The organism is Nocardiopsis sp. YSL2, from assembly GCF_030555055.1.
In the GTDB taxonomy this organism is placed as follows: Bacteria; Actinomycetota; Actinomycetes; order Streptosporangiales; family Streptosporangiaceae; genus Nocardiopsis.
This window is the reverse complement of the sequence record NZ_JAMOAO010000001.1, coordinates 428,250-450,302: the sequence shown is the minus strand read 5'-3', so window position 1 is coordinate 450,302 and position 22,053 is coordinate 428,250. Positions and strand designations below refer to the sequence as shown.

Genomic DNA, 22,053 nt, shown 5'->3' with positions numbered 1-22,053 from the left:
AGGCGTCTTCTCTGCCCGTGGCGTGCACGCCCGCCCGAGCAGCAAAGCCTCCGACCGGAGACCCGGCCGGAGGAAGTCGCAACAAGGTCAGACGGAGACGCCTACACAGAACCCTGGCAGGGCTCCGTCATCGGCTCGCCGCAACCGCACGAGCACTGGCCCATGACGTTGGTGGTGTTGTCCTCGGACTCGTCCTACCGTCGCCTCCCGGACAGACCCCGTGGAGGAGCCCGCGCATGAGGATGACCCACCAGCACGGCCGCCGGGCACTGGAGGCCCTGGGTGCGGAACTCGACGGCTCGTGGCGGCTCGGGATGCTCGACGCCACCGTTTCCGCCACCGCCACCCGCGCGGGAGCCCGCTACTGGCTCCGGGTAGCCCCCGTACGCGATGAGACGTCGTGGGTGCGCGCGGATGCCATCGAAGAATCGCAGGCGCTCGCCGAACGAGTTCCTATGCCCAGGCTCGCCGACAGCACCGAGTGGGAAGCGACCGACCCTGAGGACGGGCAGGTCCGGGTGCGCGCGCACCTGTTCGAGTACGTCGACCAGCGGGCGGTGTCGTCCGAGCCTGCGATCACCACAGAACCGGCAGTGGACGACCGGTGGTGGGAACGCCTCCACGTCTCGCATGAAACCATCCGCTCCTCCACTACCGCCGGGCCGTCCCGGTCGGCAGAGCACGTCGCACGGTGGGTGCGCAAGGTCGCCCCAGACTTGGACACATCGGATCTCCGGTGGGAGTCCTCGCATGGCGATTGGCACTGGGCGAACCTCCTGTCCCCTGAACTGGTCGTGCTCGACTGGGAGGGCTTCGGGCTGGCGCCTGTGGGGTTCGACGCCGCGTCGCTGCTCACGTACTCACTGGCGCACCCGCCGACCGCTGGGCGCGTCCGGTCGGAGTTCGCCGACGAACTGGCCGGGCACGACGGTCTGGTCGCCCAGCTCTACTGCGCATCGTGGATCTCCTCGGCGATCGGCGCGGGATTCCACCCGCAGCTTCGGGAACCCCTGCGACGACACGTGGCAGACCTGCTGGGCTAGTCCTCTCCCCGGCGCTTCGACCTACTCCGTCGTCTGGGAAGTGGAGGGAGAACCGTGGGGGTCGGCCGAGGGGGTTCGGGGCGCCTGGGTTGGACGAGGCGGGCGAACTCGGCGAGCGTCGTCGCCCTGGGAACATCCCGGCGGGGCCGCTCGGTCATGACGTGCCACCCGAGTCCACATGGAGTCCGGCGTACTGGCGGATGATCGTGTCGACGGTGGTCCCGGGCGTGTGGATGTCGCCGTGCTGGGGTTGACCGGTCGGCCCGGTCCACCGGTACCAGTGGCCGTACGCGTTGATCTCGACCTGCTGGCGAAGGTACGGGTCGTTGACGACGAGGGTGTCGTCTCGTCGGTAGTTCAGCATCTGCCGGTGCGTGAACGCCGCACCGAGGTTCCTGAGAGCTTCCATGTCCCGAGCGTCACCCGGCGCAGGCGGGTGTCGCCACACAGTGAGATCTTCCGGCAATCGCCTGACGCGGAGTGGAAGCAGAGCGTAATGTTCCGCTCATGACCGACCCCCCGTTCAGCGAACTTCTGAAGAGATTCCGTGAGATTCAAGGGCTGACGCAACAGCAGCTTGCTGCGCGTATCCAGGCGTCGCCTGCTTCGGTTTCAAGGTGGGCGAACGGGCACGGTATACCGCAAAGGCCAACGGCTGAACTCCTGGACGACTACCTGCAGGCACAGGGGCGGCTCATGGCCGCGTGGAGGCTGGTCGCGAGCGGCAGCACCCTCCCTGAGTGGGCGCGGGGCCTGGCCGACATCGAGATCGTGGCTCGGTACCTCGAATTCCTGTCCCCTGTACTGGTGCCTGGGTACCTTCAATGCCCCTCGTACGCCCGCGAGGTGTTCCGGGCTGGTCAACCTCTGTTGACCACGGACGAGATCGACAACCTGGTGAAGCTCCGGTGCGGAAGACTGAATCAGCTACGGGAACTGGCGGTCACTGCGGTGTTCCCCGTTCTGGGCATCCGAGCGTTCGGCGAAGAGACCCAGAGGGAGCAGGCATCCCACCTGCTGTCGTGGGCTGCGACGGGTAGGGTGATCGTGCTTCTGGTGCCGGACGGCACTGTGCTTGCCGGGATCACGTCGCCGTTGCTGGTCTTCACTTTGCAGGATGGAACGATGGCGGCAAGTTCCGACCACATCAGCGGTAACTTCATCCATGACGATGAGTCTCACCCCCGACTCACTTCGCTGGTCAAGGGCGCTCTCTCATCTGCCCTGCCTGCGAGGGAGTCCCGCGAAATCCTGGAAGGTCTCAGCAATGAATGAATGGCACAAGTCCAGCTACAGCAGCACCGGTGGGCAGTGTGTCGAAGTTCGGGAGCACGCCGCGGGCGCGGACATCAGGGACACCCAGAACCGTGACCTCGGGTACCTCACGGTTCCCGGCCCAGAATGGATGGCGCTGCTCACCCGGGTGCGGGCGGAGAGGTAACCACACCGAACATGCGGAACCCCCTGGCAGGCCGCCGGGGGTTCCGCTGTGTCGGGCTACCCGGTCTCCGTGGGTCGGCCAGGATCGCGCGCGGCCCGGGGAAACGTTGCTCACACCACCCCCGAACGGGACACCCCACCACACCTACTACAGTACGTAGTGATTCCCAGTGCAGGTGAGGAGCGTTCTGTCGTGTCTGGTCAGAGGACGTGCGGGTGCGGAGTGAGCAGGCGGCGCCTGCTCGGAACGGCGGGAGCGGCGGCGACCGTGACCGCCGTGAGCGCCTGCGGCGGTGAGCCGCCCGATCCGCAGGAGATCCGGCGCGGCCAGGTGGTCGGCCAGACCACGGACGTGCCCGTGGGCGGCGGGGCGGTCTTCAGCGACAGCAAGCTCGTGGTCACCCAGCCGCGGGAGGGCGACTACCGTGCCTTCAGCGCCGCCTGCACGCACGGCGGATGCACGGTCCAGGAGGTCGACGAGGTGATCGGCTGCCTGTGCCACGGCAGTGAGTTCGACGTCGCCACCGGCGAGGCGCTCAAGGGTCCGGCCACCGAGCCGCTGCAGGGGTTCACGGTCACCATCGACGGCACCGACATCATCCTGGACTGAGTCCGCACGGCGGTGCGGTACCGCACGAGGGCGCCCGGAGCGGAATCCGCTCCGGGCGCCGTGCTGTGCCCGGTGGGTGTGGCGGGCCGCTCAGGCCTCGCCGGGGTCGCCGCCGGGCGGGTTGGCGGAGCCGTTGCGCGGGGTTCCGCCGGCCGCCCGGGCGGCCGGGTTCTGCCGGAAGGCGGAGGTGGGGAACTGCGCGGCGTAGGGCGAATCCTCGCCGGAGGTGATGAACTCGGTGCGGTGGCGCGGCAGGGACTCGGGGTAGTGCTCGACGAGCCAGCCGATGAGGTGCTCGCGGATCTCGCAGGCGATGTTCCACTGCGCGCCGGTGTCGGCGGCGGTGGCCACCACCCGCACCATGACCTCGCCGGACTCGGTGATGTCCACGACCTGGCAGGACCAGCTGCGCCCGTCCCAGTTCGGGCTGGCCGTGATCAGCCGGCCGGTCTCCTCGCGCAGTTCGGCGACCGGGACCTCCCAGTCCAGCGGCAGGACCACCTTGGCGGTGATCGCCGTCCCCTGCTTGGTCCAGTTCTCGAAGCTGGTGGTGGTGAAGTTGGCGACCGGGACGACCAGGCGGCGCTCGTCCCAGATCTTGATGGTGACGTTGACGAGGCTGAGTTCCTCGACCCGGCCCCACTCGCCCTCGACCACGACCACGTCGCCGATGCGCAGCGAGTCGCTGAAGGCCAGCTGGAGTCCGGCGAAGAGGTTGCCCAGGGTGGACTGGGCGGCCACACCGGCGACGATACCGATGACGCCGGCCGAGGCCAGCAGCCCGGCGCCCAGCGCCTTGACCTGGGGGAAGGTGAACAGGATGGCGGCGATCGCCAGGACCACGATGACCGAGGTCACCACCCGGCGCAGCAGACGGACCTGGGTCTGGTAGCGGCGTGCCCTGCGGTCGGCGTCCCCGTTGGACACCGACAGCCGGTCCAGGATCATGTCCGTGGCGGCGTAGGCCAGGCTGATGCCCAGACCGGTCAGCGTGCCGATCATGAGGATGCGCATCAGGTGCTGGATGGCCTGGTAGGTGCTCCACCCGACGTCGGCGGGGCTGGGCAGCGCCAGGTTGGCGCCGACCACGGCCGCCGCGAGGTAGGCGGTGACGGCCGAACGCGAGACCAGGTACCGCGCCATCGGCCAGACCTTGCCCAGCTGGTGGTTCAGGAGCCAGTGGACCACGAACACCAGGGTCAGGGCGAGGGCGATCACGATGCCGAGCGCGATCCATTGTTGGGCGGTCACGGTCGGGGACCCCCTTGTCGTCAAGTCGGTCAGATGGTTCGTACCCGCCCAACCTAGACCATGGAGAAATCCAATCGTGACGTTTGAGGTGAGGTATGCGCGACGGTGCCCTGTGACACCGGGGCCTCGGGTGGCCAGATGTCACCGGGACCCAGGAGAATAGCGCCATGGCTGCGACTCCTCACCTGCGCCCGGCGCCCGGCTCCATCCCGACCTCCCCCGGTGTGTACCGGTTCCGGGACCAGGCCGGCCGGGTCATCTACGTCGGCAAGGCCAAGAACCTGCGGTCGCGCCTGTCCTCCTACTTCCGCGACTTCGCCGGGCTGCACCCCCGCACCCAGCAGATGGTCTCCACCGCCGCCGACGTGGACTGGACCATCGTCGGCACCGAGGTCGAGGCGCTCCAGCTGGAGTACTCCTGGATCAAGCAGTACGACCCCCGCTTCAACGTCAAGTACCGCGACGACAAGAGCTACCCCTACCTCGCCGTCACGCTGAACGAGGAGTTCCCGCGCGTGCAGGTGATGCGCGGCGCCAAACGCAAGGGGGTGCGCTACTTCGGCCCCTACTCCCACGCCTGGGCCATCCGTGAGACCGTCGACCTCCTGCTGCGCGTGTTTCCCGTGCGCACCTGCTCCCCGGGCGTCTTCCGCGGGGCCCGCAACAGCGGGCGCCCCTGCCTGCTCGGCTACATCGGCAAGTGCGTGGCCCCCTGTGTGGGCAGGGCCACGCCGCAGGAGCACCGCGACCTCGTGGACGACTTCTGCTCCTTCCTGGCCGGCGACACCGGGCGCTTCATCCGCCAGCTGGAGGGGCGGATGGCCGAGGCGGCCCAGGAGATGGAGTACGAGCGGGCCGCACGGCTGCGCGACGACATCGAGGCGCTCAAGGCCGCCCTGGAGAAGCAGGCCGTCGTGCTGCCCGACTCCACCGACTGCGACGTCATCGCCATGGCCGACGACCCCCTGGAGGCGGCCGTGCAGATCTTCCACGTGCGCGGCGGCCGGATCCGCGGCCAGCGCGGCTACGTCGTCGACAAGGTCACCGACGCCGGGCCGGGCGAGCTCATGGAGACCTTCCTCGGGCAGCTCTACGGGGCCTCGCAGGGCACCGACGAGACCGCCGGGACCGGCACGGCCGTCCCGCGCGAGGTCCTCGTCTCGCACGCCCCCGAGGACGTGGGGGCGGTGGCGTCGTGGCTGTCGGAGCACCGGGGCTCGACGGTGGACCTGAGGGTGCCCCGGCGCGGGGACAAGAAGGCGCTCATGGAGACCGTGGACAAGAACGCCCGTGAGTCGCTGGCCCGGCACAAGACCCACCGCGCCGGCGACCTGAGCACGCGCGGGCGCGCCCTCAACGAGATCCAGGAGGCGCTCGACCTGCCGGAGGCGCCGCTGCGCATCGAGTGCTACGACATCTCCAACCTCCAGGGCGAGCACGTGGTCGCCTCCATGGTGGTGTTCGAGGACGGGCTGGCGCGCAAGTCGGAGTACCGCCGCTTCGCCATCCGCGGCAGCGGGCCCGGCGGCGCCGAGCAGCACGACGTCGCGGCCATGCACGAGGTCATCACCCGCCGGTTCCGCCGGTACCTGGAGGAGAGCTCGCGCAGCGGGGAGGTGGCGCGGATGGGGGAGACGGGCGACCACGCCGGTCATCACGGCGACTCCGAGCCTTCACCCGGCAAGTTCGCCTACCCCCCTAATCTGGTGGTGGTGGACGGCGCGCGGCCCCAGGCCGAGGCGGCGCGCCGGGCACTGGACGAGCTCGGTATCGAGGACGTGGCCGTGTGCGGGCTGGCCAAACGCCTGGAGGAGGTCTGGTTGCCCGACGACGAGGACCCGGTCATCCTGCCGCGGACGGGGGAGGGCCTGTACCTGCTGCAGCGGGTGCGCGACGAGGCCCACCGGTTCGCGATCACCTACCACCGCAAGATGCGGGCCAAGGCGCTCACGGGCAGCAGCCTGGACGAGCTGGCCGGACTCGGTCCGGCCCGCCGGTCCGCGCTGATCAAGGAGTTCGGTTCGGTGAAACGACTGGCCTCGGCCACGGCCGAGGAGATCGCGGCGGTGCCGGGCATCGGCCCCAAGCTGGCGGAGGCCGTGCACGCGCACCTGACGGGAGGGCCCGCCGGAGGGGACACCGACCGGTCGGCGGGACAGCAGAGTACTGACGGGGGAGGAGACACATGACGGTCGAACTGGGCGGGGAGCTGCCGCCCGAGGTGGTCATCGTGACCGGGATGTCCGGTGCGGGCCGGAGTACGGCGGCCAGGGCCTTGGAGGACCTGGACTGGTTCGTGGTGGACAACCTGCCGCCCGGACTCCTGCCGACCATGATCGAGCTGGCCGGCCGCACGCACGGGGCGGTGCCCCGGGTCGCGGTGGTGGTGGACGTGCGTTCGCTGGCCTTCACCGAGGACCTGCTGTCCACGGTGGAGGAGCTGCGCAAGCGGGACATCGTCGCGCGCGTGCTCTACCTGGAGGCGAGCGACGAGGCCCTGGTCCGGCGGTTCGAGGGGGTGCGCCGCCCGCACCCGCTGCAGGGTGACGGGCGCCTGACCGACGGCATCGACCGGGAGCGCCAGACGCTGCTGGCGGTGCGCGGTGAGGCCGACCTGGTGATCGACACCTCACAGCTCAACGTCCACCAGCTCAAGGCGCGCGTGATCGGGTTCTTCGGCGAGACCGACGAGGCGCGCCCCCGCGCCAACGTCGTCTCGTTCGGGTTCAAGCACGGCCTGCCCGTCGACGCCGACCTGGTCCTGGACTGCCGTTTCCTGCCCAACCCCCACTGGGTGCCCGACCTCAGACCGATGGACGGGCGCGACGAGCCGGTGCGCGACTTCGTACTGGCCCAGGACGGCGCCAAGGAGATGATCGAGGCCTACGCCGAGGTCCTCAAGCTGACCATCGCCGGGTACCAGCGCGAGGGCAAGCACTACATGACACTCGCGGTCGGATGTACCGGAGGCCGGCACCGCAGCGTGGCCATGGCCGAGCAGTTCGCCGAGCAGTTGCGCGGCCAGGAGGTCGACGTGCACGTGGTGCACCGGGACGTGGGGCGCGAATAGCCCACCCGACGCGGGGCGCCGTGCGCGGCGGTCCGCCGCCCCGCGGAGGGCTTCCGGCTCGGCTTCCCCGTCGGGCCGGGGCCCCGGAACGGGGTCCTGGGCCGGGGGCGGGATGGACCGCGGAGGGACCGAATCGCCAACGGGGGCGTCTTGGCTTACATTGGCCCGGTCACCGCCGGTCCCGGTTCCTCCACGGACGGGGAGCCGGCGGTCCGGGGGCGCGGGTGCCCGCAGCTCCGCCGTGGGCGGTGCGGTCGTCCGTGCTTGCTGCACACGGGACGAGGGGGCAGACCAGAGCCATGTCGAACAGCACCGCACCGGACGAGGAGGGTCGACGCCCGCCGCGGGTGGTCGCCCTGGGGGGCGGGCACGGCCTGCACGCCTCCCTGTCCGCGCTGCGCCGGGTGACCACCGACGTGACGGCGATCGTCACGGTCGCCGATGACGGCGGGTCCAGTGGCCGGCTCCGCGAGGAGCTCGGCGTCCTCCCCCCGGGCGACCTGCGGATGGCCCTGGCGGCGCTGTGCGGTGACGACGAGTGGGGCCACACCTGGCGCGAGGTGATCCAGCACCGGTTCCGTTCCGAGGGCGACCTGCACGGCCACGCGGTGGGCAACCTGCTGATCGTGGCGCTGTGGGAGCTGCTGGGTGACTCCGTGGCGGGTCTGGACTGGGTCGGCCAGCTCCTGGGTGCGCACGGGCGGGTCCTGCCGATGTCGTCGGTGCCGTTGGACATCGTGGCCGAGGTGGCCGGGATCGATGCGCGGCGCCCCGAGGAGACCACGATCGTGCGGGGCCAGGTGGCGTGCGCCAGCACCAGCGGCCGGGTGCGGTCCATCTCGCTCATTCCCGAGGAGCCCCCGGCCAGTCCGCAGGCGGTCAAGGCGGTGCGCGAGGCCGACTGGGTGGTCTTCGGCCCCGGATCGTGGTTCACCAGCGTGCTGCCGCACCTGCTGGTCCCCGAACTCGCCGAGGCCTTGGTCAGTACCCGTGCGCAGCGCATGGTCACGCTGAACCTGTCCCCTCAGCGCGGGGAGACCGACCACTTCCGGCCGGAGACCTACCTGGAGGTGCTGCACGAGCACGCGCCCAAGCTCGGTGTGGACGTGGTGCTGGCCGACCGGGGGACCGTGGAGGACGTCGAACCGCTCACGACGGTGGTCCGCCGACTGGGCGGGCGTCTGGAACTGGACGAGCTGAACCGGGGCGACGGTACGCCCCGGCACGACCCGGAGCGGCTGGCCGCGGCCCTGGAACGCATCCTGACCACCTGACCGTGCGGGCGATTGCCCGGGGCGCGGTCCGGGCACACCCGCATCATGACTGGTCACCGTGTCGACGTCGAGCGGGTCTACGACGAGGTGCGCGAGCACCCGGAGGGCGGCGGGCCCGGGGGCGCGCTGTTCCTCGTGGACCGGCTCTGGCCGCGCGGGGTGCGCAAGTCCGCCCTGGAGGGGGTCACCTGGCTCAAGGAGGCGGCGCCCAGCCGGGAGCTGCGCACCTGGTTCGGGCACGACCCCTCGCGCTTCGACGAGTTCGCCGAGCGCTACCGCGCCGAGCTGCGGGAGCGGCCCGAAGCCCTCGACCCGGTCCTGGAGGCGGCTCGGCGGGGGCCGGTCACCCTGCTGTACGCCGCCCGCGACACCGACCACAACCATGCGCTCGTCCTGCGCGACCACGTGGCGGACCTGCTCGCCGACGGGAGCAATTGACCGCACACCCCCATGAAGGCCCACAGGGCCCCCGGCCAGCGCGGATGGTGGCTCGCCGACACGCCGTGAAGGGGTCGGCCCGAAGCCGCCGGTGACGTAGTCTGCCACGGAGACAGCCGCACGCGGCGGGGCCGCGGCGGCGCACACCGGCGTCAGGCGCGCGACGCCGGTGCAAGCCAGTTCAAGGGGAGGTTCGCGGCGATGGCGATGACCGGCGTGGTGAAGGACGAGTTGAGCCGACTGGCGATTCTCAAGCCATGCTGCCGCAAGGCGGAAGTGTCCACCATCCTGCGCTTCACCGGAGGGCTGCACCTGGTGGGCGGACGGATCGTGATCGAGGCCGAACTCGACACCGGTGCCGCGGCGCGACGGCTCCGCAAGGACATCTCGGAGGTCTTCGGGCACGAGTCCGAGGTCGTCGTGCTCTCCCCGAGCGGCCTGCGCAAGGGCAACCGGTACGTGGTCCGGGTGATCAAGGACGGCGAGTCGCTGGCGCGTCAGACCGGTCTGGTGGACAACCACGGCCGACCGGTCCGCGGTCTGCCCCGGCACGTGGTGGCGGGCGGGGCCTGTGACTCGGAGTCGGCTTGGCGCGGCGCGTTCATCGCGCACGGGTCGCTGACCGAGCCCGGCCGGTCGATGTCGTTGGAGGTCACCTGCCCCGGACCGGAGGCGGCGCTGGCGCTGGTGGGTGCGGCGCGGCGCCTGAAGGTGCACGCCAAGGCGCGCGAGGTGCGCGGGGTGGACCGGGTGGTCGTGCGCGACGGCGACTCCATCGGGGCGCTGCTGACGCTGCTGGGCGCCCACCAGAGTGTGCTGGCGTGGGAGGAGCGGCGGATGCGCCGCGAGGTGCGCGCCACCGCCAACCGGCTGGCCAACTTCGACGACGCCAACCTGCGCCGCAGCGCCCGGGCCGCGGTCGCGGCCGGCGCGCGGGTGGAACGGGCACTGGAGATCCTGGGCGAGGAGGCTCCGGAGCACCTGGTGGCCGCCGGCCAGCTGCGGCTGGCGCACAAGCAGGCGTCGCTGGAGGAGCTCGGGCAGCTGTCGTCCCCGCCGCTGACCAAGGACGCCATCGCGGGCCGGATACGGCGCCTGCTGGCGATGGCCGACAAGCGGGCGAGCGATCTGGGGATCGAGGGCACAGAGGCGAACCTCACGCCCGACATGCTCGTGCCCTGACGGGGGCGCGTCGGCGGTCGGGGGTTCCCGCGCGCCCGCGGACGCCGGAATACCGCCGTCACAACGTTGTTCGACTTTGTTAACAGCACGAACACGTCGATAACTTCCGACAATGGTATAGACCTCTTCGCCGAGCAGTGCCAGGATGGTTCACGAATCCACGAGGCCTGGTGAGCGTGGCGGACGTGGGTCGAGAACGGCCCGCCGCCGATGCTCCGCTAGGCTCTTCGTCAACACCCGGCGCATGTTAACCCTGTTCAAAGCCGTCACTCGGGTTCACATCCGGGTGCATCGTCCCTGGCTGGGGGAATGCGCGGGTGACATTGATGTGCGACATATGAGGAGATTGGTTCCGTGACCATCCGTGTAGGCGTCAACGGCTTCGGTCGTATCGGCCGCAATTTCTGGCGCGCGGTCGCCGCTGGCGGCAGCGACATCGAAATCGTCGCGGTCAACGACCTCACCGACACCAAGACGCTCGCGCACCTGCTCAAGTACGACACGGTGCTCGGCACCCTCGACGGCGACGTCGAGGTGGGCGAGGACTTCCTTCGCGTCGGTGACAAGAGCGTCAAGGTGCTCGCCGAGCGCGACCCGGCCAAGCTGCCCTGGTCCGACCTGAACGTGGACGTGGTCATCGAGTCCACCGGTCGCTTCACCAAGGCCGAGGACGCCAAGAAGCACCTCGCCGCCGGCGCCAAGAAGGTCATCATCTCCGCCCCGGCCAAGGGCGAGGACCTGACCATCGTCATGGGCGTCAACGACGACAAGTACGACGCGGCCAACCACCACGTCGTGTCGAACGCCTCCTGCACCACCAACTGTGTGGCGCCGATGGCCAAGGTCCTGCTGGACAGCTTCGGTATCCAGCAGGGTCTGATGACGACCGTGCACGCGTACACCAACGACCAGGTCATCCTGGACTTCCCGCACTCGGACCTGCGTCGCGCCCGCGCGGCCGCGCAGAACATCATCCCGACCACGACCGGTGCCGCCAAGGCCACCGCTCTGGTCCTGCCCGAGCTGCAGGGCAAGCTGGACGGCATGGCCATGCGCGTGCCCGTCCCGGACGGCTCCGTCACCGACCTGGTCGTCACCCTGGACCGCGAGGTCACCAAGGACGAGGTCAACGCCGCGTTCAAGGACGCCGCCGAGGGTCCCCTCAAGGGCGTTCTCGTCTACACCGAGGACCCCATCGTGTCCTCGGACATCGTGGGTACCTCGCCCTCCTGCACCCTGGACTCCAGCCTGACCATGGTCTTCGGCAACCAGGTCAAGATCGTCGGCTGGTACGACAACGAGTGGGGCTACTCCAACCGCCTGGTGGACTGCGCCAAGCTGGTCGGCTCCGGCCTGTAGGGCGCTGGGCCACCGCCCCGACGGACGCCCGCGGCGCGGTTCCCGCCCACCACGGACGGGCACTGCGTGCTGCGGTGGGCCGTCACCCCGCACCCCCTCGCCCGCACCGCGCGCGAGGGGGTGCCGTCGTGGACGCCACGGCCCAGCCCGCCGTCGCCCACCGGGCGCACGGCGGAACAGGCGGGCCGCCCCCCGACGGAGCCTGGGGCGGCGGCCACCGCCCGCCCTGTCAGTCCCGACCGACCACCGCCCGGGCCGACGCCCGGGTCCCAGACCTTCCGAGGAGACCAGCATGCGGACGATCGACGACCTCGACGTCTCCGGTAAGCGCGTGTTCGTCCGGGCCGACCTGAACGTGCCCCTGGACGGCGACCGCATCGCCGACGACGGCCGAATCCGTGCCGCCCTGCCCATCATCGAGAAGCTGCGCGAGCGCGGCGCCCGCGTCATCGTCGCCGCCCACCTGGGGCGGCCCAAGGGCGCTCCGGACCCGCGCTACTCCCTGCGCCCGGTCGCGACCCGCCTGGGCGAGCTGCTCGGCGCCGACGTGGCCTTCGCCGCCGACACCGCCGGGGAGTCCGCCCGCGCCACCTCGGCCGCGCTCGCCGACGGCGAGGTGGCGCTCCTGGAGAACGTGCGCTTCGAGCCGGGCGAGACGAGCAAGGACGACGCCGAGCGCGGTGAGCTCGCCGACCGCTTCGCCCAGCTCGCCGACCTCTACGTCGGCGACGCCTTCGGTGCGGTGCACCGCAAGCACGCCAGCGTCTTCGACCTGCCCGGCAAGCTGCCCCACGCCGTGGGCGGCCTCGTCCTGACCGAGGTCGAGGTCCTGCGCAAGCTCACCGGCGAGCCGCAGCGCCCCTACGCCGTGGTCCTGGGCGGGTCCAAGGTCTCCGACAAGCTCGGCGTCATCGACAACCTCCTGGGCACCGCCGACCGGCTGCTCATCGGCGGCGGTATGGTCTTCACCTTCCTCAAGGCCAAGGGCTACGAGGTGGGCTCCAGCCTGCTGGAGGCCGACCAGCTCGACACCGTGCGCGGCTACCTGGAGCGGGCCGAGCGCGAGGGCGTGGAGATCGTCCTGCCGGTCGACGTCGTGGCGGCCGAGAAGTTCGCCGCCGACGCCCCCCACGCGCCGGTCGACGTCGAGGCCATCCCGGCCGACCGCATGGGCCTGGACATCGGCCCCCGCAGCCAGGAGCTGTTCGCGGCCAAGCTCGCCGACACCCGGACGGTCTTCTGGAACGGGCCCATGGGCGTGTTCGAGATGGAGCCCTACGCCGGCGGCACCCGGGCGCTGGCCCAGGCCCTGATCGACTCCGGTGCCTTCACCGTGGTGGGCGGCGGTGACTCCGCCTCGGCCGTGCGCGCGCTGGGCTTCGACGAGTCGGCCTTCGGCCACATCTCCACCGGCGGCGGTGCCAGCCTGGAGTACCTGGAGGGCAAGGACCTGCCCGGTATCGACGCCCTCGCCTGACGCCGCGGCCCGGGCGCCCCGCCCGGGCCGCACCATCGTCCGACCGACCTGACGGGAAGTACACACATGTCCAAGCGCCTGCCGCTGATCGCGGGCAACTGGAAGATGAACAACAACCACCTGGAGGCCATCGCTCTGGTCCAGAAGCTGGCGTTCGGGCTGAACGACAAGGACTACGACAACGCCGAGGTCGTCGTCCTGCCGCCGTTCACGGACCTGCGCAGCGTGCAGACGCTGGTCGACGGCGACAAGCTGCGCATCGGCTACGGCGCCCAGGACATCTCCGCCCACGACAAGGGCGCCTACACCGGCGAGATCTCCGGCGCGATGCTGTCCAAGCTGGACTGCGGTTACGTGCTGGTCGGCCACTCCGAGCGCCGCGAGTACCACCAGGAGGACGAAGCCCTGGTCAACGCGAAGGTCCAGGCGGCGTTCAAGAACGGCATCGTGCCGATCCTGTGCGTGGGCGAGGGCCTGGAGGTGCGCAAGCAGGGCCGCCAGGTCGAGCACGTCCTGGCGCAGCTCGACGGCGCGCTGAAGGGCATCACGGCCGAGCAGGCCGAACGGATCGTCGTGGCCTACGAGCCCGTGTGGGCGATCGGCACCGGAGAGGTCGCGACTCCCGAGGACGCCCAGGAGGTGTGCGCGGCCATCCGGGTGCGCCTGTCCGAGCTGTACTCTCCCGAGGTCGCGGGCGCGGTGCGCGTGCTCTACGGCGGTTCGGTCAAGGGCGGCAACGCCCCCGGCATCATGGCCAAGGACGACGTCGACGGCGCCCTGGTCGGCGGTGCCTGCCTGAAGGCGGACGAGTTCGTCAAGATCATCCGGTTCGGCGACCAGTAGGCGTGACCTGCGACACCGCCCTCCCCGGGCCGCGGTCCGGGGAGGGCGGGGCCTGACGAGTGCCGTGGTCGGGCTAGACTGCGCTGAGGGGATTTCCGTGCCTCGCGGTTTCCCCTCCCGTGCCGCCATGGGCACGGTAAAATCCGAAAACGTCCCCGGTCTCCTCCTTCCGTGATCCGAACCGGCCAGGCCGGTGCCGAGCACCGCCGCTGGTACGGGTGGTGAATGGGGGGCCGAGGTGTCCATTCCCCCGCTGCGGGGTCGAGCTACGGGTGAGCGTGTGATCCTCGGTCTGTCCATCTTCGTGATGCTTCTCAGCGCGGCGCTGATCTTCCTGGTGCTCATGCACAAGGGAAAGGGCGGCGGCCTGTCCGACATGTTCGGTGGAGGCGTCATGTCCTCCCTCGGGGGCTCGTCGGTCGTCGAGCGCAACCTCGACCGCATGACCATCGCTGTCGGGATCGTCTGGATCCTCGCCATCGTCGCCCTCGGCCTGTTGATCAACCGGGGCATGTAGCCGGCGAGACGCAGGCACCCCCCCGTCCACAGTCAAGCTCGCCCGAGTGTCGGTGAGCGAGTTCGCCGAAGGAGTTTTTCGTGGGTAGTGGCAGTGCCATCCGTGGCAGCCGAGTCGGAGCCGGCCCCATGGGCGAGGCGGAGCGGGGCGAGGCCGCCCCGCGCGTGCGGGTTCCGTTCTACTGTGCGAACTTGCACGAGGTCGTGCCCAGCTTCGCGAGCGAAGCCGCGGTCCCCGACGAGTGGGACTGTCCCCGTTGCGGATTCCCCGCGGGCAAGGACAAGGCGAACCCCCCGTCGCCGCCGCGTACCGAGCCCTACAAGACGCACCTGGCCTACGTGAAGGAGCGCCGCAGCGAGGAGGAGGGCAAGCTCATCCTCGATGAGGCCCTGGCCAAGCTGCGCGCCGACCGTGCGGCGGTGGAGGCCCACATGAAGGCCGCCCAGAATTAGGGCGTGTGGATGCGCCGCTCGGGACGGGCGGCATCCACCACACACGCCCGAGGACCCGACCGGCGCCGCCCGGTCCGGCCCGTCACCGGGGCCCGTCGCGTTCACCGCGACGGGCCCCGGTCTGTGCGGGGAGCGTCGGCGGGCGTGGGCGCTCATGGGCGCGGCGGGTCCGCCGCCGCGGCGCCGATCGCGGGCCCGGACACGCGCGGCCACGAGCACGGACGTGAAAGCTGACCGGTAGTTCCTCATTCGCGGGACTGGTGTGGCGAGAGCGAATTAGGGTGATCGCCACGCACCCCCAACAGCCCCTCATGAGGAGATGGTGTCGATGTCCACGTGCCCGACCGGCGGCGACCATGACTGGATTCTCGGCGACGACCGCAAGTTCCAGTGCGCCAAGTGCGGCGCTCAGAGCGCGCGCAGGTTCTGAGAGCCGGGGCCCGGCTGGACGGTTCCGCGCGCGGCCAGATCGCCCTTGAGCGAGGCGCGCCAGGTCACCGGTTCTCCCAGGACCTCGGCCACCCCCTTGGCCCAGCGCTCGAGGGGCGCGAACGCGTCCGGTCCCTCTCTCAGGACGGTCCGCCCCTGGTAGGGCACCCCGTCCAGGACCACGACCTCGTCGTCGACCCGCAGTTCGGTGTCGTACTCCCTCGTATTGCGCCTCATGGACGGGACTCTAGCGGGGCGAGTCGGGCGACGCCCGGCCTTCGGTGCGATCGTTCGGAGACGGACACGGCGGTCCACGGGCACCGCGGCACCGACCACACCGGAGAGTTGGAACAATGGGGGCATGGCTTCCCCCGAACCCTCGGACGACCCCCCGGTCCTGCGGGGCCTCCCCTCGGATCTCACGCACACCTCCGGCAGCGTCTCCCACCTGCGCCGGTACGTGAGCCTGCGCGGACCCAACGCGCGGATGTGGATGGCGGCGGCCTACCTCTCGGGCGTCCTCACCGCGGGCTTCCTCGTGGTGCTGGGTTCGCTGCTGTGGAACGTGCTGCGCCAGGACTACACGGTCGGATCGGTGACGCTGTGGGCGGCCGCGGCCCTGACCATGGCCTTCGTCGGTCCCGGGAGCAACATCGTCCTGCTGCGCGGCCTCCCGCAGCGCATCACCCGCCAGGGCATCAGCGCCGACAGCGACGGCGTCATCGTGCTCCAGGAGCGCAAGTGGTGGTTCCCCGGCGAGGGCACGTTCATCGGGTGGAACGAGATCCGGCGGGTGCGCGAGGACCACACCGGTGACCGCCGCCGCACCTACTTCATCGAGTTCGTCCTGGACACCTACCGCACGGACGAGGAACTGCCCACGTGGGCCGAGTCCGCGGAGAGCCTGGGCCTGACCGTGGTGGACGCCCCCACGCAGTTCTACGTCCAGGTCCCCCGGGACCACAAGGAGAAGATCCTGCGGATGATCGAGCGGACGGCGCCGCTGCCCTCGGTCGTGGAGCGCTCACCGCTGAGCCTCGACTGACCTCCGGCCGCCGAGCCGGCGGGTGAGCTCGGCCGCGGCGTCGCGGACCCGCCCGGCGAGCGCCAGCGGGGTGACCGGCCGCGCGCTCGGCACGGTGAGGCTGATCGCCGCGGCGGGTCGGCCGTTGTGGTCCAGGGCGGCCGCCGCCACCGACACGAAGCCCTCGGTGACCTGGCCCTCCTCGATCGACCAGCCCTGGCGGGCCTCCTCCTCCAGCACACGGCGCAGCTCCCCGGGGTCGGCGGGGCCCCGGCCGGTGCGGTCGGTGAACGCCGCCGTGTCCGGGTACAGGGCGCGCACCTGGGCGCGGGGGAGCCGGGCGAGCATGGCCCGCCCCGACGCGGTCAGGTGCGCGGGCAGGCGGACCCCCACCCCCGTGATGAGCGTGGGCGCGTGCGGGGGCTGCTCCTTGAGCAGGTACAGGGTGTCGGCGCCGTGCAGCACGCCCAGGTGTGCGGTGGCGCCGGTGGCCTCCGTCAGGTGGCGCAGCAGGGGCCGGGCCAACCGCTCGATGCCGTCATGGCGCAGGTAGGCCGAGCCGATCTCGAACGCCGCCACCCCCAGGCCCCAGCGGCGCTCCTCGGGCAGGTGGGTGACGAAGCCCTCCTGGGCCATCGCCTCCAACAACTGGTAGACGCTCGAACGCGGCACGTCCAGTTCCACGGCGATCGCCGCGGCCGACACCGGGCCGGGGCGGGAGGCCAGGAAGCGCAGAACGCGCATGGCGCGTGTGGCCGCCGGCACGAAGCTCATACTCGATTGTTCCACGAAAACGACGTCCGCCCAGGTCCGGGCTGTGGCCAAGGTGGGCCAACGTCCCGCCGACCCGTACCCGCCGGTGGTGCCGCAGCGGGGTGTCTGAAATACCAGACGGAACCCTCGTGTCCGGGCTTCTTCGGCGGGTCCTGTGGAGATGGAATGGGTGCATGTCCACAGCAGTTCCTTCCGTCAACGTCGGCGGTGCTCCGCTCACCCCGGCCCAGGTCCTCGACGTCGCCCGCAACGGCGCCCGCGTCACCATCAGCGAGGAGACCCGCAAGGCCGTCCGCCACGGCCGCGAACGGGTCGAGTCCCTGGCCCGGGGCGAGGTGCCCGCCTACGGCGTCAGTACCGGCTTCGGTGCCCTGGCGACCCGCCACATCGCACCCGACCTGCGCGCCCGGCTGCAGCGGTCGCTGATCCGCTCCCACGCCGCCGGGGCCGGCCCCGAGGTGGAGCGCGAGGTCGTGCGCGCCCTGATGCTGCTGCGCCTGCGCACGCTGGCCTCGGGCAACACCGGCGTGGAGGTCACCACCGTCGAGACCCTCGCGGCCCTGCTCAACGCCGGAATCACGCCGGTCGTGCACGAGTACGGCAGCCTGGGCTGCTCCGGAGACCTGGCGCCGCTCTCGCACGTGGCGCTGGCGCTCATGGGCGAGGGCCGGGTCCGCGACGCCGCCGGTGAGCCCGTTGCCGCCTACACCGCGCTGCACGCGGCCGGGATCCGTCCGGTCGAGCTGGGCGCCAAGGAGGGCCTGGCACTGATCAACGGTACCGACGGCATGCTCGGCATGCTGGCCATCGCGTGCGAGGACCTGGCCCGGCTGCTCAAGGTCGTCGACATCACCGCCGCCATGAGCGTGGAGGCGCTCCTGGGCACCGACCGGGTGTTCGCCGCCGAACTCCAGCGGATGCGGCCCCATCCCGGCCAGGCCGCCTCCGCCGCCAACCTCACCGCGCTGCTGGCCGACTCGCCGATCGTCGCCTCCCACCGCGGCCCCGACTGCCACCGGGTCCAGGACGCCTACTCGCTGCGCTGCGCCCCACAGGTCGCCGGTGCCGCGCGCGACACCCTCGACCACGCGCTCCTGGTCGCCGGGCGCGAACTCGACAGCGTGATCGACAACCCCGTGGTCCTGGACGACGGTCGCGTGGAGTCCAACGGCAACTTCCACGGCGCGCCCGTGGCCTACGTCCTGGACTTCCTGGCGATCGCGGTCGCCGACACCGCATCCATCGCCGAGCGGCGCACCGACCGGATGCTCGACGTGTCCCGCTCCCACGGTCTGCCCGCCTTCCTGGCCGACGACCCCGGAGTGGACTCCGGGCACATGATCGCCCAGTACACCCAGGCCGCGATCGTCTCCGAGCTCAAGCGCCTGGCCGTGCCCTCGAGCGTCGACTCCATTCCCAGCTCCGCCATGCAGGAGGACCACGTGTCCATGGGCTGGTCGGCCGCGCGCAAGCTGCGCCGCGCCGTGGACGGGCTCACCACCGTGCTCGCCGTGGAGCTGCTCACCGCCGCCCGGGCACTGGACCTGCGCTCGCCGCTGGAACCCGGGCCGGCGACCGGAGCCGTCGTCCGCGCCGTGCGCGAGCACGTCCAGGGGCCGGGCCCCGACCGCCACCTGTCCCCGGAGATCGCCGCCGTCGCCGCCCTGGTCGCCGACGGCACCGTCGTCGAGGCCGCCGAGTCGGTCACCCCTTTGTCCTGACCCTCGGCCCGCACCACCCCAGGAGACGCCCATGAGCACCCCGCGTACCGTCCGCGCCGCCCGCGGCACCACCCTGTCGGCCAAGGGCTGGCCGCAGGAGGCCGCCCTGCGCATGTTCCACAACAACCTCGACCCCGAGGTGGCCGAGCACCCCGAGGACCTGGTCGTCTACGGCGGCACCGGCAAGGCCGCCCGCGACTGGCGCAGTTTCGACCGCATCACCGCTTCGCTGCGCGACTTGGAGGGCGACGAGACCCTGCTCGTGCAGTCGGGGCGCCCCGTGGGGATCATGCGCACCCACGAGTGGGCGCCGCGCGTGCTCATCGCCAACAGCAACCTCGTGGGGGACTGGGCGAACTGGCCCGAGTTCCGCCGCCTGGAGGCCCAGGGCCTGACCATGTACGGGCAGATGACCGCGGGGTCGTGGATCTACATCGGCACCCAGGGCATCCTCCAGGGCACCTACGAGACCTTCGCCGCCGTGGCCGCCAAGCGGTTCGGGGGCAGTCTGGCCGGGACCGTCACCCTCACCGCGGGCCTGGGCGGCATGGGCGGCGCGCAGCCGCTGGCGGTCACCATGAACGGCGGCGTGGCGATCGTCGTGGAGTGCGACTCCAGCCGTATCGACCGCCGGATCGAGCACCGCTACCTGGACGTGCGGGCCGACGGTCTGGACCACGCGCTCGAACTCGCGGCCCGGGCCCGCGACGAGCGCCGCGCCCTGTCCATCGGTGTCCTGGGCAACGCCGCCGAGGTCTTCCCCGACCTGCTCGCCCGCTCCGCGCCGATCGACATCGTCACCGACCAGACCTCCGCCCACGACCCCCTGGCCTATCTGCCCGCGGGGGTCGCCTTCGAGGACTGGAAGGCCCTGGCCGCGGCCAAGCCCGAGGACTTCACGCTGCGGGCCCGCGCGTCCATGGCGGCGCACGTGGAGGCCATGGTGGGCTTCCAGGACGGGGGCGCCGAGGTCTTCGACTACGGCAACTCCATCCGCGACGAGGCGCGTGAGGGCGGCTACGCGCGCGCCTTCGACTTCCCCGGCTTCGTGCCGGCCTACATCCGCCCCCTGTTCTGTGAGGGCAAGGGCCCGTTCCGGTGGGCCGCGCTGTCCGGTGACCCCGCCGACATCGCCCGCACCGACCGGGCCGTCCTCGACCTGTTCCCCGACAACGACCACCTCGCCCGGTGGATCCGGATGGCGGGTGAGCGGGTCGCCTTCCAGGGCCTGCCCGCCCGCATCTGCTGGCTCGGCCAGGGTGAGCGGGCGGCCGCGGGTGAGCGCTTCAACGAGCTCGTCGCCTCGGGGGAGATCTCCGCGCCGCTGGCGATCGGCCGCGACCACCTGGACACCGGATCGGTGGCCTCGCCCTACCGCGAGACCGAGGCGATGAAGGACGGATCGGACGCGATCGCCGACTGGCCGCTGCTGAACGCTCTGGTCAACACCTCCTCCGGGGCCTCCTGGGTGTCGATCCACCACGGCGGCGGCGTCGGTATGGGCCGGTCCCTGCACGCGGGCCAGGTCAGCGTCGCCGACGGCACCGAGCTGGCCGCCGCCAAGCTGGAGCGGGTGCTCACCAACGACCCCGCCATGGGCGTGATCCGGCACGTCGACGCCGGCTACGAGGAGGCCGAGCGCGTGGCCGAGGCGCAGGGCATCCGCGTCCCCATGCGCGAGAGCGGCGGGGAGCACGTGTGAGCACACCGCACCCGGTCCCCGATTCCGGGGCCTTCGACCGGCTCTGGGCCGACCTCGCCCCCGTGGGCCGCGACGCCGACAGCGGCGGCTACCACCGCTTCTCCTGGACGGGCGCCGACACCGACGCGCGCGCCTGGTTCACCGAGGCGGCCGCGGCCCGCGGCCTGGACGTGCGCACCGACCGCAACGGCAACCTGTGGGCCTGGTGGGGCACGCCCGGTCCCGGCGCCGTGGCGACCGGCTCCCACCTGGACAGCGTTCCCGACGGGGGTGCCTTCGACGGCCCCCTCGGTGTGGCCTCGGCCCTGGCGGCCGTCGACGAGCTGCGCCGCCGGGGTGTGACCCCCGCGCGCCCGCTGGCCCTGGTCGTGTTCGTCGAGGAGGAGGGCGGCCGCTTCGGCGTCCCCTGCCTGGGCAGCCGCCTGACCACCGGGGAGATCGCGCCCGAACGGGCCAGGGGCCTCACCGACGCCGCCGGGGTGACCTGGGAGCGGGCGATGGCCGACGCCGGGCTCGACCCGCTGGGCCTCGGCGCCGACCCCGACACCCTCGGCCTGCTCGACGCGTTCGTCGAACTGCACGTGGAACAGGGGCGCGCCCTGGCCGACACCTCGCACCCGGTGGGCGTGGGGAGTTCCATCTGGCCGCACGGGCGGTGGCGGATGGACTTCACCGGTCGCGCCGACCACGCCGGGACCACCCGCCTGGTCGACCGCAACGACCCCACGCTGCCGTTCGCGCACGCGATCCTGGCCGCCCGGTCCCTGGCCGAGGCGCACGACGCCCGCGCCACCGTCGCCAAGGCCCTCATCACCCCCAACGGCACCAACGCCATCCCTTCGTTGGTGCGTGCCTGGCTGGACGCCCGTGCCGCCGACGAGGACGCGCTGGGCGCCGTGGTCGAGGGAGTGCGCGAGGCCGCGCAGGAGGCGGCCCGCGAGCACGGTGTCGGCCTGGCGATGACCAACGAGTCCCGCACGCCGCTGGTCTCGTTCTCGCACGAGCTGCGCGACCGGCTGGCCGCGGTGGTCGGCGGCGGACTTCCACCCTCAACGGACACTGCTGTGCCTGTCCTTCCCGCCCGTCGCCCACCATCGTCCGGGGGCGCTTCGCGGGACGGCGGACTTCCACCCTCAACGGACACTGCCGTGCCTGTCCTTCCCGCCCGTCGCCCACCATCGTCCGGGGGCGCCTCGCGGGGCGGCGGACTTCCACCCTCAACGGACACTCCCGTGCCTGTCCTTCCTACTGGCGCGGGGCACGACGCCGGGGTGCTCGCGGCGCACGTGCCCACCGCGATGCTCTACGTGCGCAACCCCACCGGGGTGTCGCACTCGCCCGGGGAGTGGGCCCGCCCCGACGACTGCCACGCTGGTGTGACCGCCCTGGCCGACGTGCTCCAGGACCTGCTCGCCCGGCCCGCCGGGACGGTGGCGTCGTGACCGGT

At 71.5% G+C, this 22,053-nt stretch carries 22 protein-coding genes; 18 read left to right on the top strand and 4 right to left on the bottom strand.

The features are described 5' to 3' along the window. The first annotated feature begins 236 nt into the window (after positions 1-236). Positions 237-1,043 (top strand): phosphotransferase, encoded by an 807-nt coding sequence (locus M1P99_RS01965; RefSeq protein WP_304450983.1) that lies wholly within the window; start codon positions 237-239, stop codon positions 1,041-1,043. A gap of 154 nt (positions 1,044-1,197) precedes the next feature. On the opposite strand, the gene M1P99_RS01960 is transcribed toward M1P99_RS01965, so the two are convergent. Continuing rightward, on the bottom strand, positions 1,198-1,452 hold the full coding sequence (locus M1P99_RS01960) for a hypothetical protein (RefSeq protein WP_304450982.1): 255 nt from the start codon (positions 1,450-1,452) through the stop codon (positions 1,198-1,200). 98 nt (positions 1,453-1,550) lie between these two features. Here M1P99_RS01960 and M1P99_RS01955 point away from each other — a divergent pair, with 98 nt between their 5' ends. From M1P99_RS01955 to M1P99_RS01945, 3 genes are all read left to right on the top strand, one after another. Continuing rightward, on the top strand, positions 1,551-2,318 hold the full coding sequence (locus M1P99_RS01955; protein WP_304450981.1) for a Scr1 family TA system antitoxin-like transcriptional regulator: 768 nt from the start codon (positions 1,551-1,553) through the stop codon (positions 2,316-2,318). Continuing rightward, entirely contained in the window at positions 2,311-2,484 is a 174-nt protein-coding gene (locus M1P99_RS01950) for a DUF397 domain-containing protein (protein ID WP_304450980.1), read from the top strand. Before M1P99_RS01955 ends, M1P99_RS01950 begins: the two co-directional genes overlap by 8 nt. 222 nt (positions 2,485-2,706) lie before the next feature. Next, positions 2,707-3,093: a Rieske (2Fe-2S) protein gene (locus tag M1P99_RS01945; RefSeq protein ID WP_304450979.1), complete on the top strand. Its 387-nt coding sequence runs from the start codon at positions 2,707-2,709 to the stop codon at positions 3,091-3,093. Positions 3,094-3,183: 90 nt separating this feature from the next. On the opposite strand, the gene M1P99_RS01940 is transcribed toward M1P99_RS01945, so the two are convergent. After that, positions 3,184-4,344 (bottom strand): mechanosensitive ion channel family protein, encoded by a 1,161-nt coding sequence (locus M1P99_RS01940; RefSeq protein WP_304450978.1) that lies wholly within the window; start codon positions 4,342-4,344, stop codon positions 3,184-3,186. Between the two features lie 167 nt (positions 4,345-4,511). Between M1P99_RS01940 and uvrC the strand changes: the two genes are divergently transcribed. From uvrC to M1P99_RS01890, 10 genes are all read left to right on the top strand, one after another. Continuing rightward, positions 4,512-6,533: an excinuclease ABC subunit UvrC gene (gene uvrC / locus M1P99_RS01935; RefSeq protein WP_304450977.1), complete on the top strand. Its 2,022-nt coding sequence runs from the start codon at positions 4,512-4,514 to the stop codon at positions 6,531-6,533. Next, positions 6,530-7,414, top strand: coding sequence for an RNase adapter RapZ (gene rapZ / locus M1P99_RS01930; RefSeq protein WP_304450976.1), 885 nt, complete (start codon positions 6,530-6,532; stop codon positions 7,412-7,414). Before uvrC ends, rapZ begins: the two co-directional genes overlap by 4 nt. Positions 7,415-7,713: 299 nt before the next feature. After that, positions 7,714-8,688 (top strand): uridine diphosphate-N-acetylglucosamine-binding protein YvcK, encoded by a 975-nt coding sequence (gene yvcK / locus M1P99_RS01925; RefSeq protein ID WP_304450975.1) that lies wholly within the window; start codon positions 7,714-7,716, stop codon positions 8,686-8,688. 45 nt (positions 8,689-8,733) lie between these two features. Then, entirely contained in the window at positions 8,734-9,126 is a 393-nt protein-coding gene (locus M1P99_RS01920) for a DUF488 domain-containing protein (RefSeq protein ID WP_304450974.1), read from the top strand. A gap of 201 nt (positions 9,127-9,327) precedes the next feature. Further along, a complete protein-coding gene (gene whiA / locus M1P99_RS01915; RefSeq protein ID WP_121182622.1) occupies positions 9,328-10,308 on the top strand; it encodes a DNA-binding protein WhiA in 981 nt (326 codons plus the stop codon). Positions 10,309-10,662: 354 nt separating this feature from the next. Next, the gene (gene gap, locus M1P99_RS01910) at positions 10,663-11,667 is read left to right on the top strand and encodes a type I glyceraldehyde-3-phosphate dehydrogenase (RefSeq protein WP_304450973.1); all 1,005 of its coding nucleotides are present in this window, start codon (positions 10,663-10,665) and stop codon (positions 11,665-11,667) included. A 292-nt stretch (positions 11,668-11,959) separates the two neighbouring features. Continuing rightward, positions 11,960-13,144, top strand: a complete 1,185-nt coding sequence (pgk, locus tag M1P99_RS01905) for a phosphoglycerate kinase (protein ID WP_304450972.1) — start codon at positions 11,960-11,962, stop codon at positions 13,142-13,144. Positions 13,145-13,210: 66 nt separating this feature from the next. Next, positions 13,211-13,987 carry a triose-phosphate isomerase gene (tpiA, locus tag M1P99_RS01900; RefSeq protein ID WP_304450971.1) on the top strand — a complete coding sequence of 259 codons (777 nt, stop codon included), beginning with the start codon at positions 13,211-13,213 and terminating at the stop codon, positions 13,985-13,987. A 280-nt stretch (positions 13,988-14,267) separates the two neighbouring features. Next, a complete protein-coding gene (gene secG, locus M1P99_RS01895) occupies positions 14,268-14,504 on the top strand; it encodes a preprotein translocase subunit SecG (RefSeq protein WP_304450970.1) in 237 nt (78 codons plus the stop codon). Positions 14,505-14,584: 80 nt separating this feature from the next. Continuing rightward, positions 14,585-14,956: an RNA polymerase-binding protein RbpA gene (locus M1P99_RS01890; RefSeq protein ID WP_082376156.1), complete on the top strand. Its 372-nt coding sequence runs from the start codon at positions 14,585-14,587 to the stop codon at positions 14,954-14,956. Positions 14,957-15,364: 408 nt separating this feature from the next. Here M1P99_RS01890 and M1P99_RS01885 read toward each other — a convergent pair whose 3' ends face one another. Then, positions 15,365-15,622, bottom strand: coding sequence for a hypothetical protein (locus tag M1P99_RS01885; RefSeq protein WP_304450969.1), 258 nt, complete (start codon positions 15,620-15,622; stop codon positions 15,365-15,367). 124 nt (positions 15,623-15,746) lie between these two features. Here M1P99_RS01885 and M1P99_RS01880 point away from each other — a divergent pair, with 124 nt between their 5' ends. Further along, a complete protein-coding gene (locus M1P99_RS01880; protein ID WP_304450968.1) occupies positions 15,747-16,430 on the top strand; it encodes a hypothetical protein in 684 nt (227 codons plus the stop codon). On the opposite strand, the gene M1P99_RS01875 is transcribed toward M1P99_RS01880, so the two are convergent. Continuing rightward, positions 16,410-17,183, bottom strand: coding sequence for an IclR family transcriptional regulator (locus M1P99_RS01875; protein WP_304450967.1), 774 nt, complete (start codon positions 17,181-17,183; stop codon positions 16,410-16,412). The two genes, M1P99_RS01880 and M1P99_RS01875, sit on opposite strands and share 21 nt — an antisense overlap. 173 nt (positions 17,184-17,356) lie before the next feature. Between M1P99_RS01875 and hutH the strand changes: the two genes are divergently transcribed. From hutH to M1P99_RS01860, 3 genes are read left to right on the top strand one after another with little or no spacing between them, the layout of a single operon-like run. Further along, positions 17,357-18,904: a histidine ammonia-lyase gene (hutH, locus tag M1P99_RS01870; protein WP_304450966.1), complete on the top strand. Its 1,548-nt coding sequence runs from the start codon at positions 17,357-17,359 to the stop codon at positions 18,902-18,904. A 31-nt stretch (positions 18,905-18,935) separates the two neighbouring features. Then, a complete protein-coding gene (gene hutU / locus M1P99_RS01865; protein WP_304450965.1) occupies positions 18,936-20,606 on the top strand; it encodes a urocanate hydratase in 1,671 nt (556 codons plus the stop codon). After that, positions 20,603-22,048, top strand: coding sequence for an allantoate amidohydrolase (locus tag M1P99_RS01860; protein ID WP_304450964.1), 1,446 nt, complete (start codon positions 20,603-20,605; stop codon positions 22,046-22,048). Before hutU ends, M1P99_RS01860 begins: the two co-directional genes overlap by 4 nt. Positions 22,049-22,053: the final 5 nt, after the last annotated feature.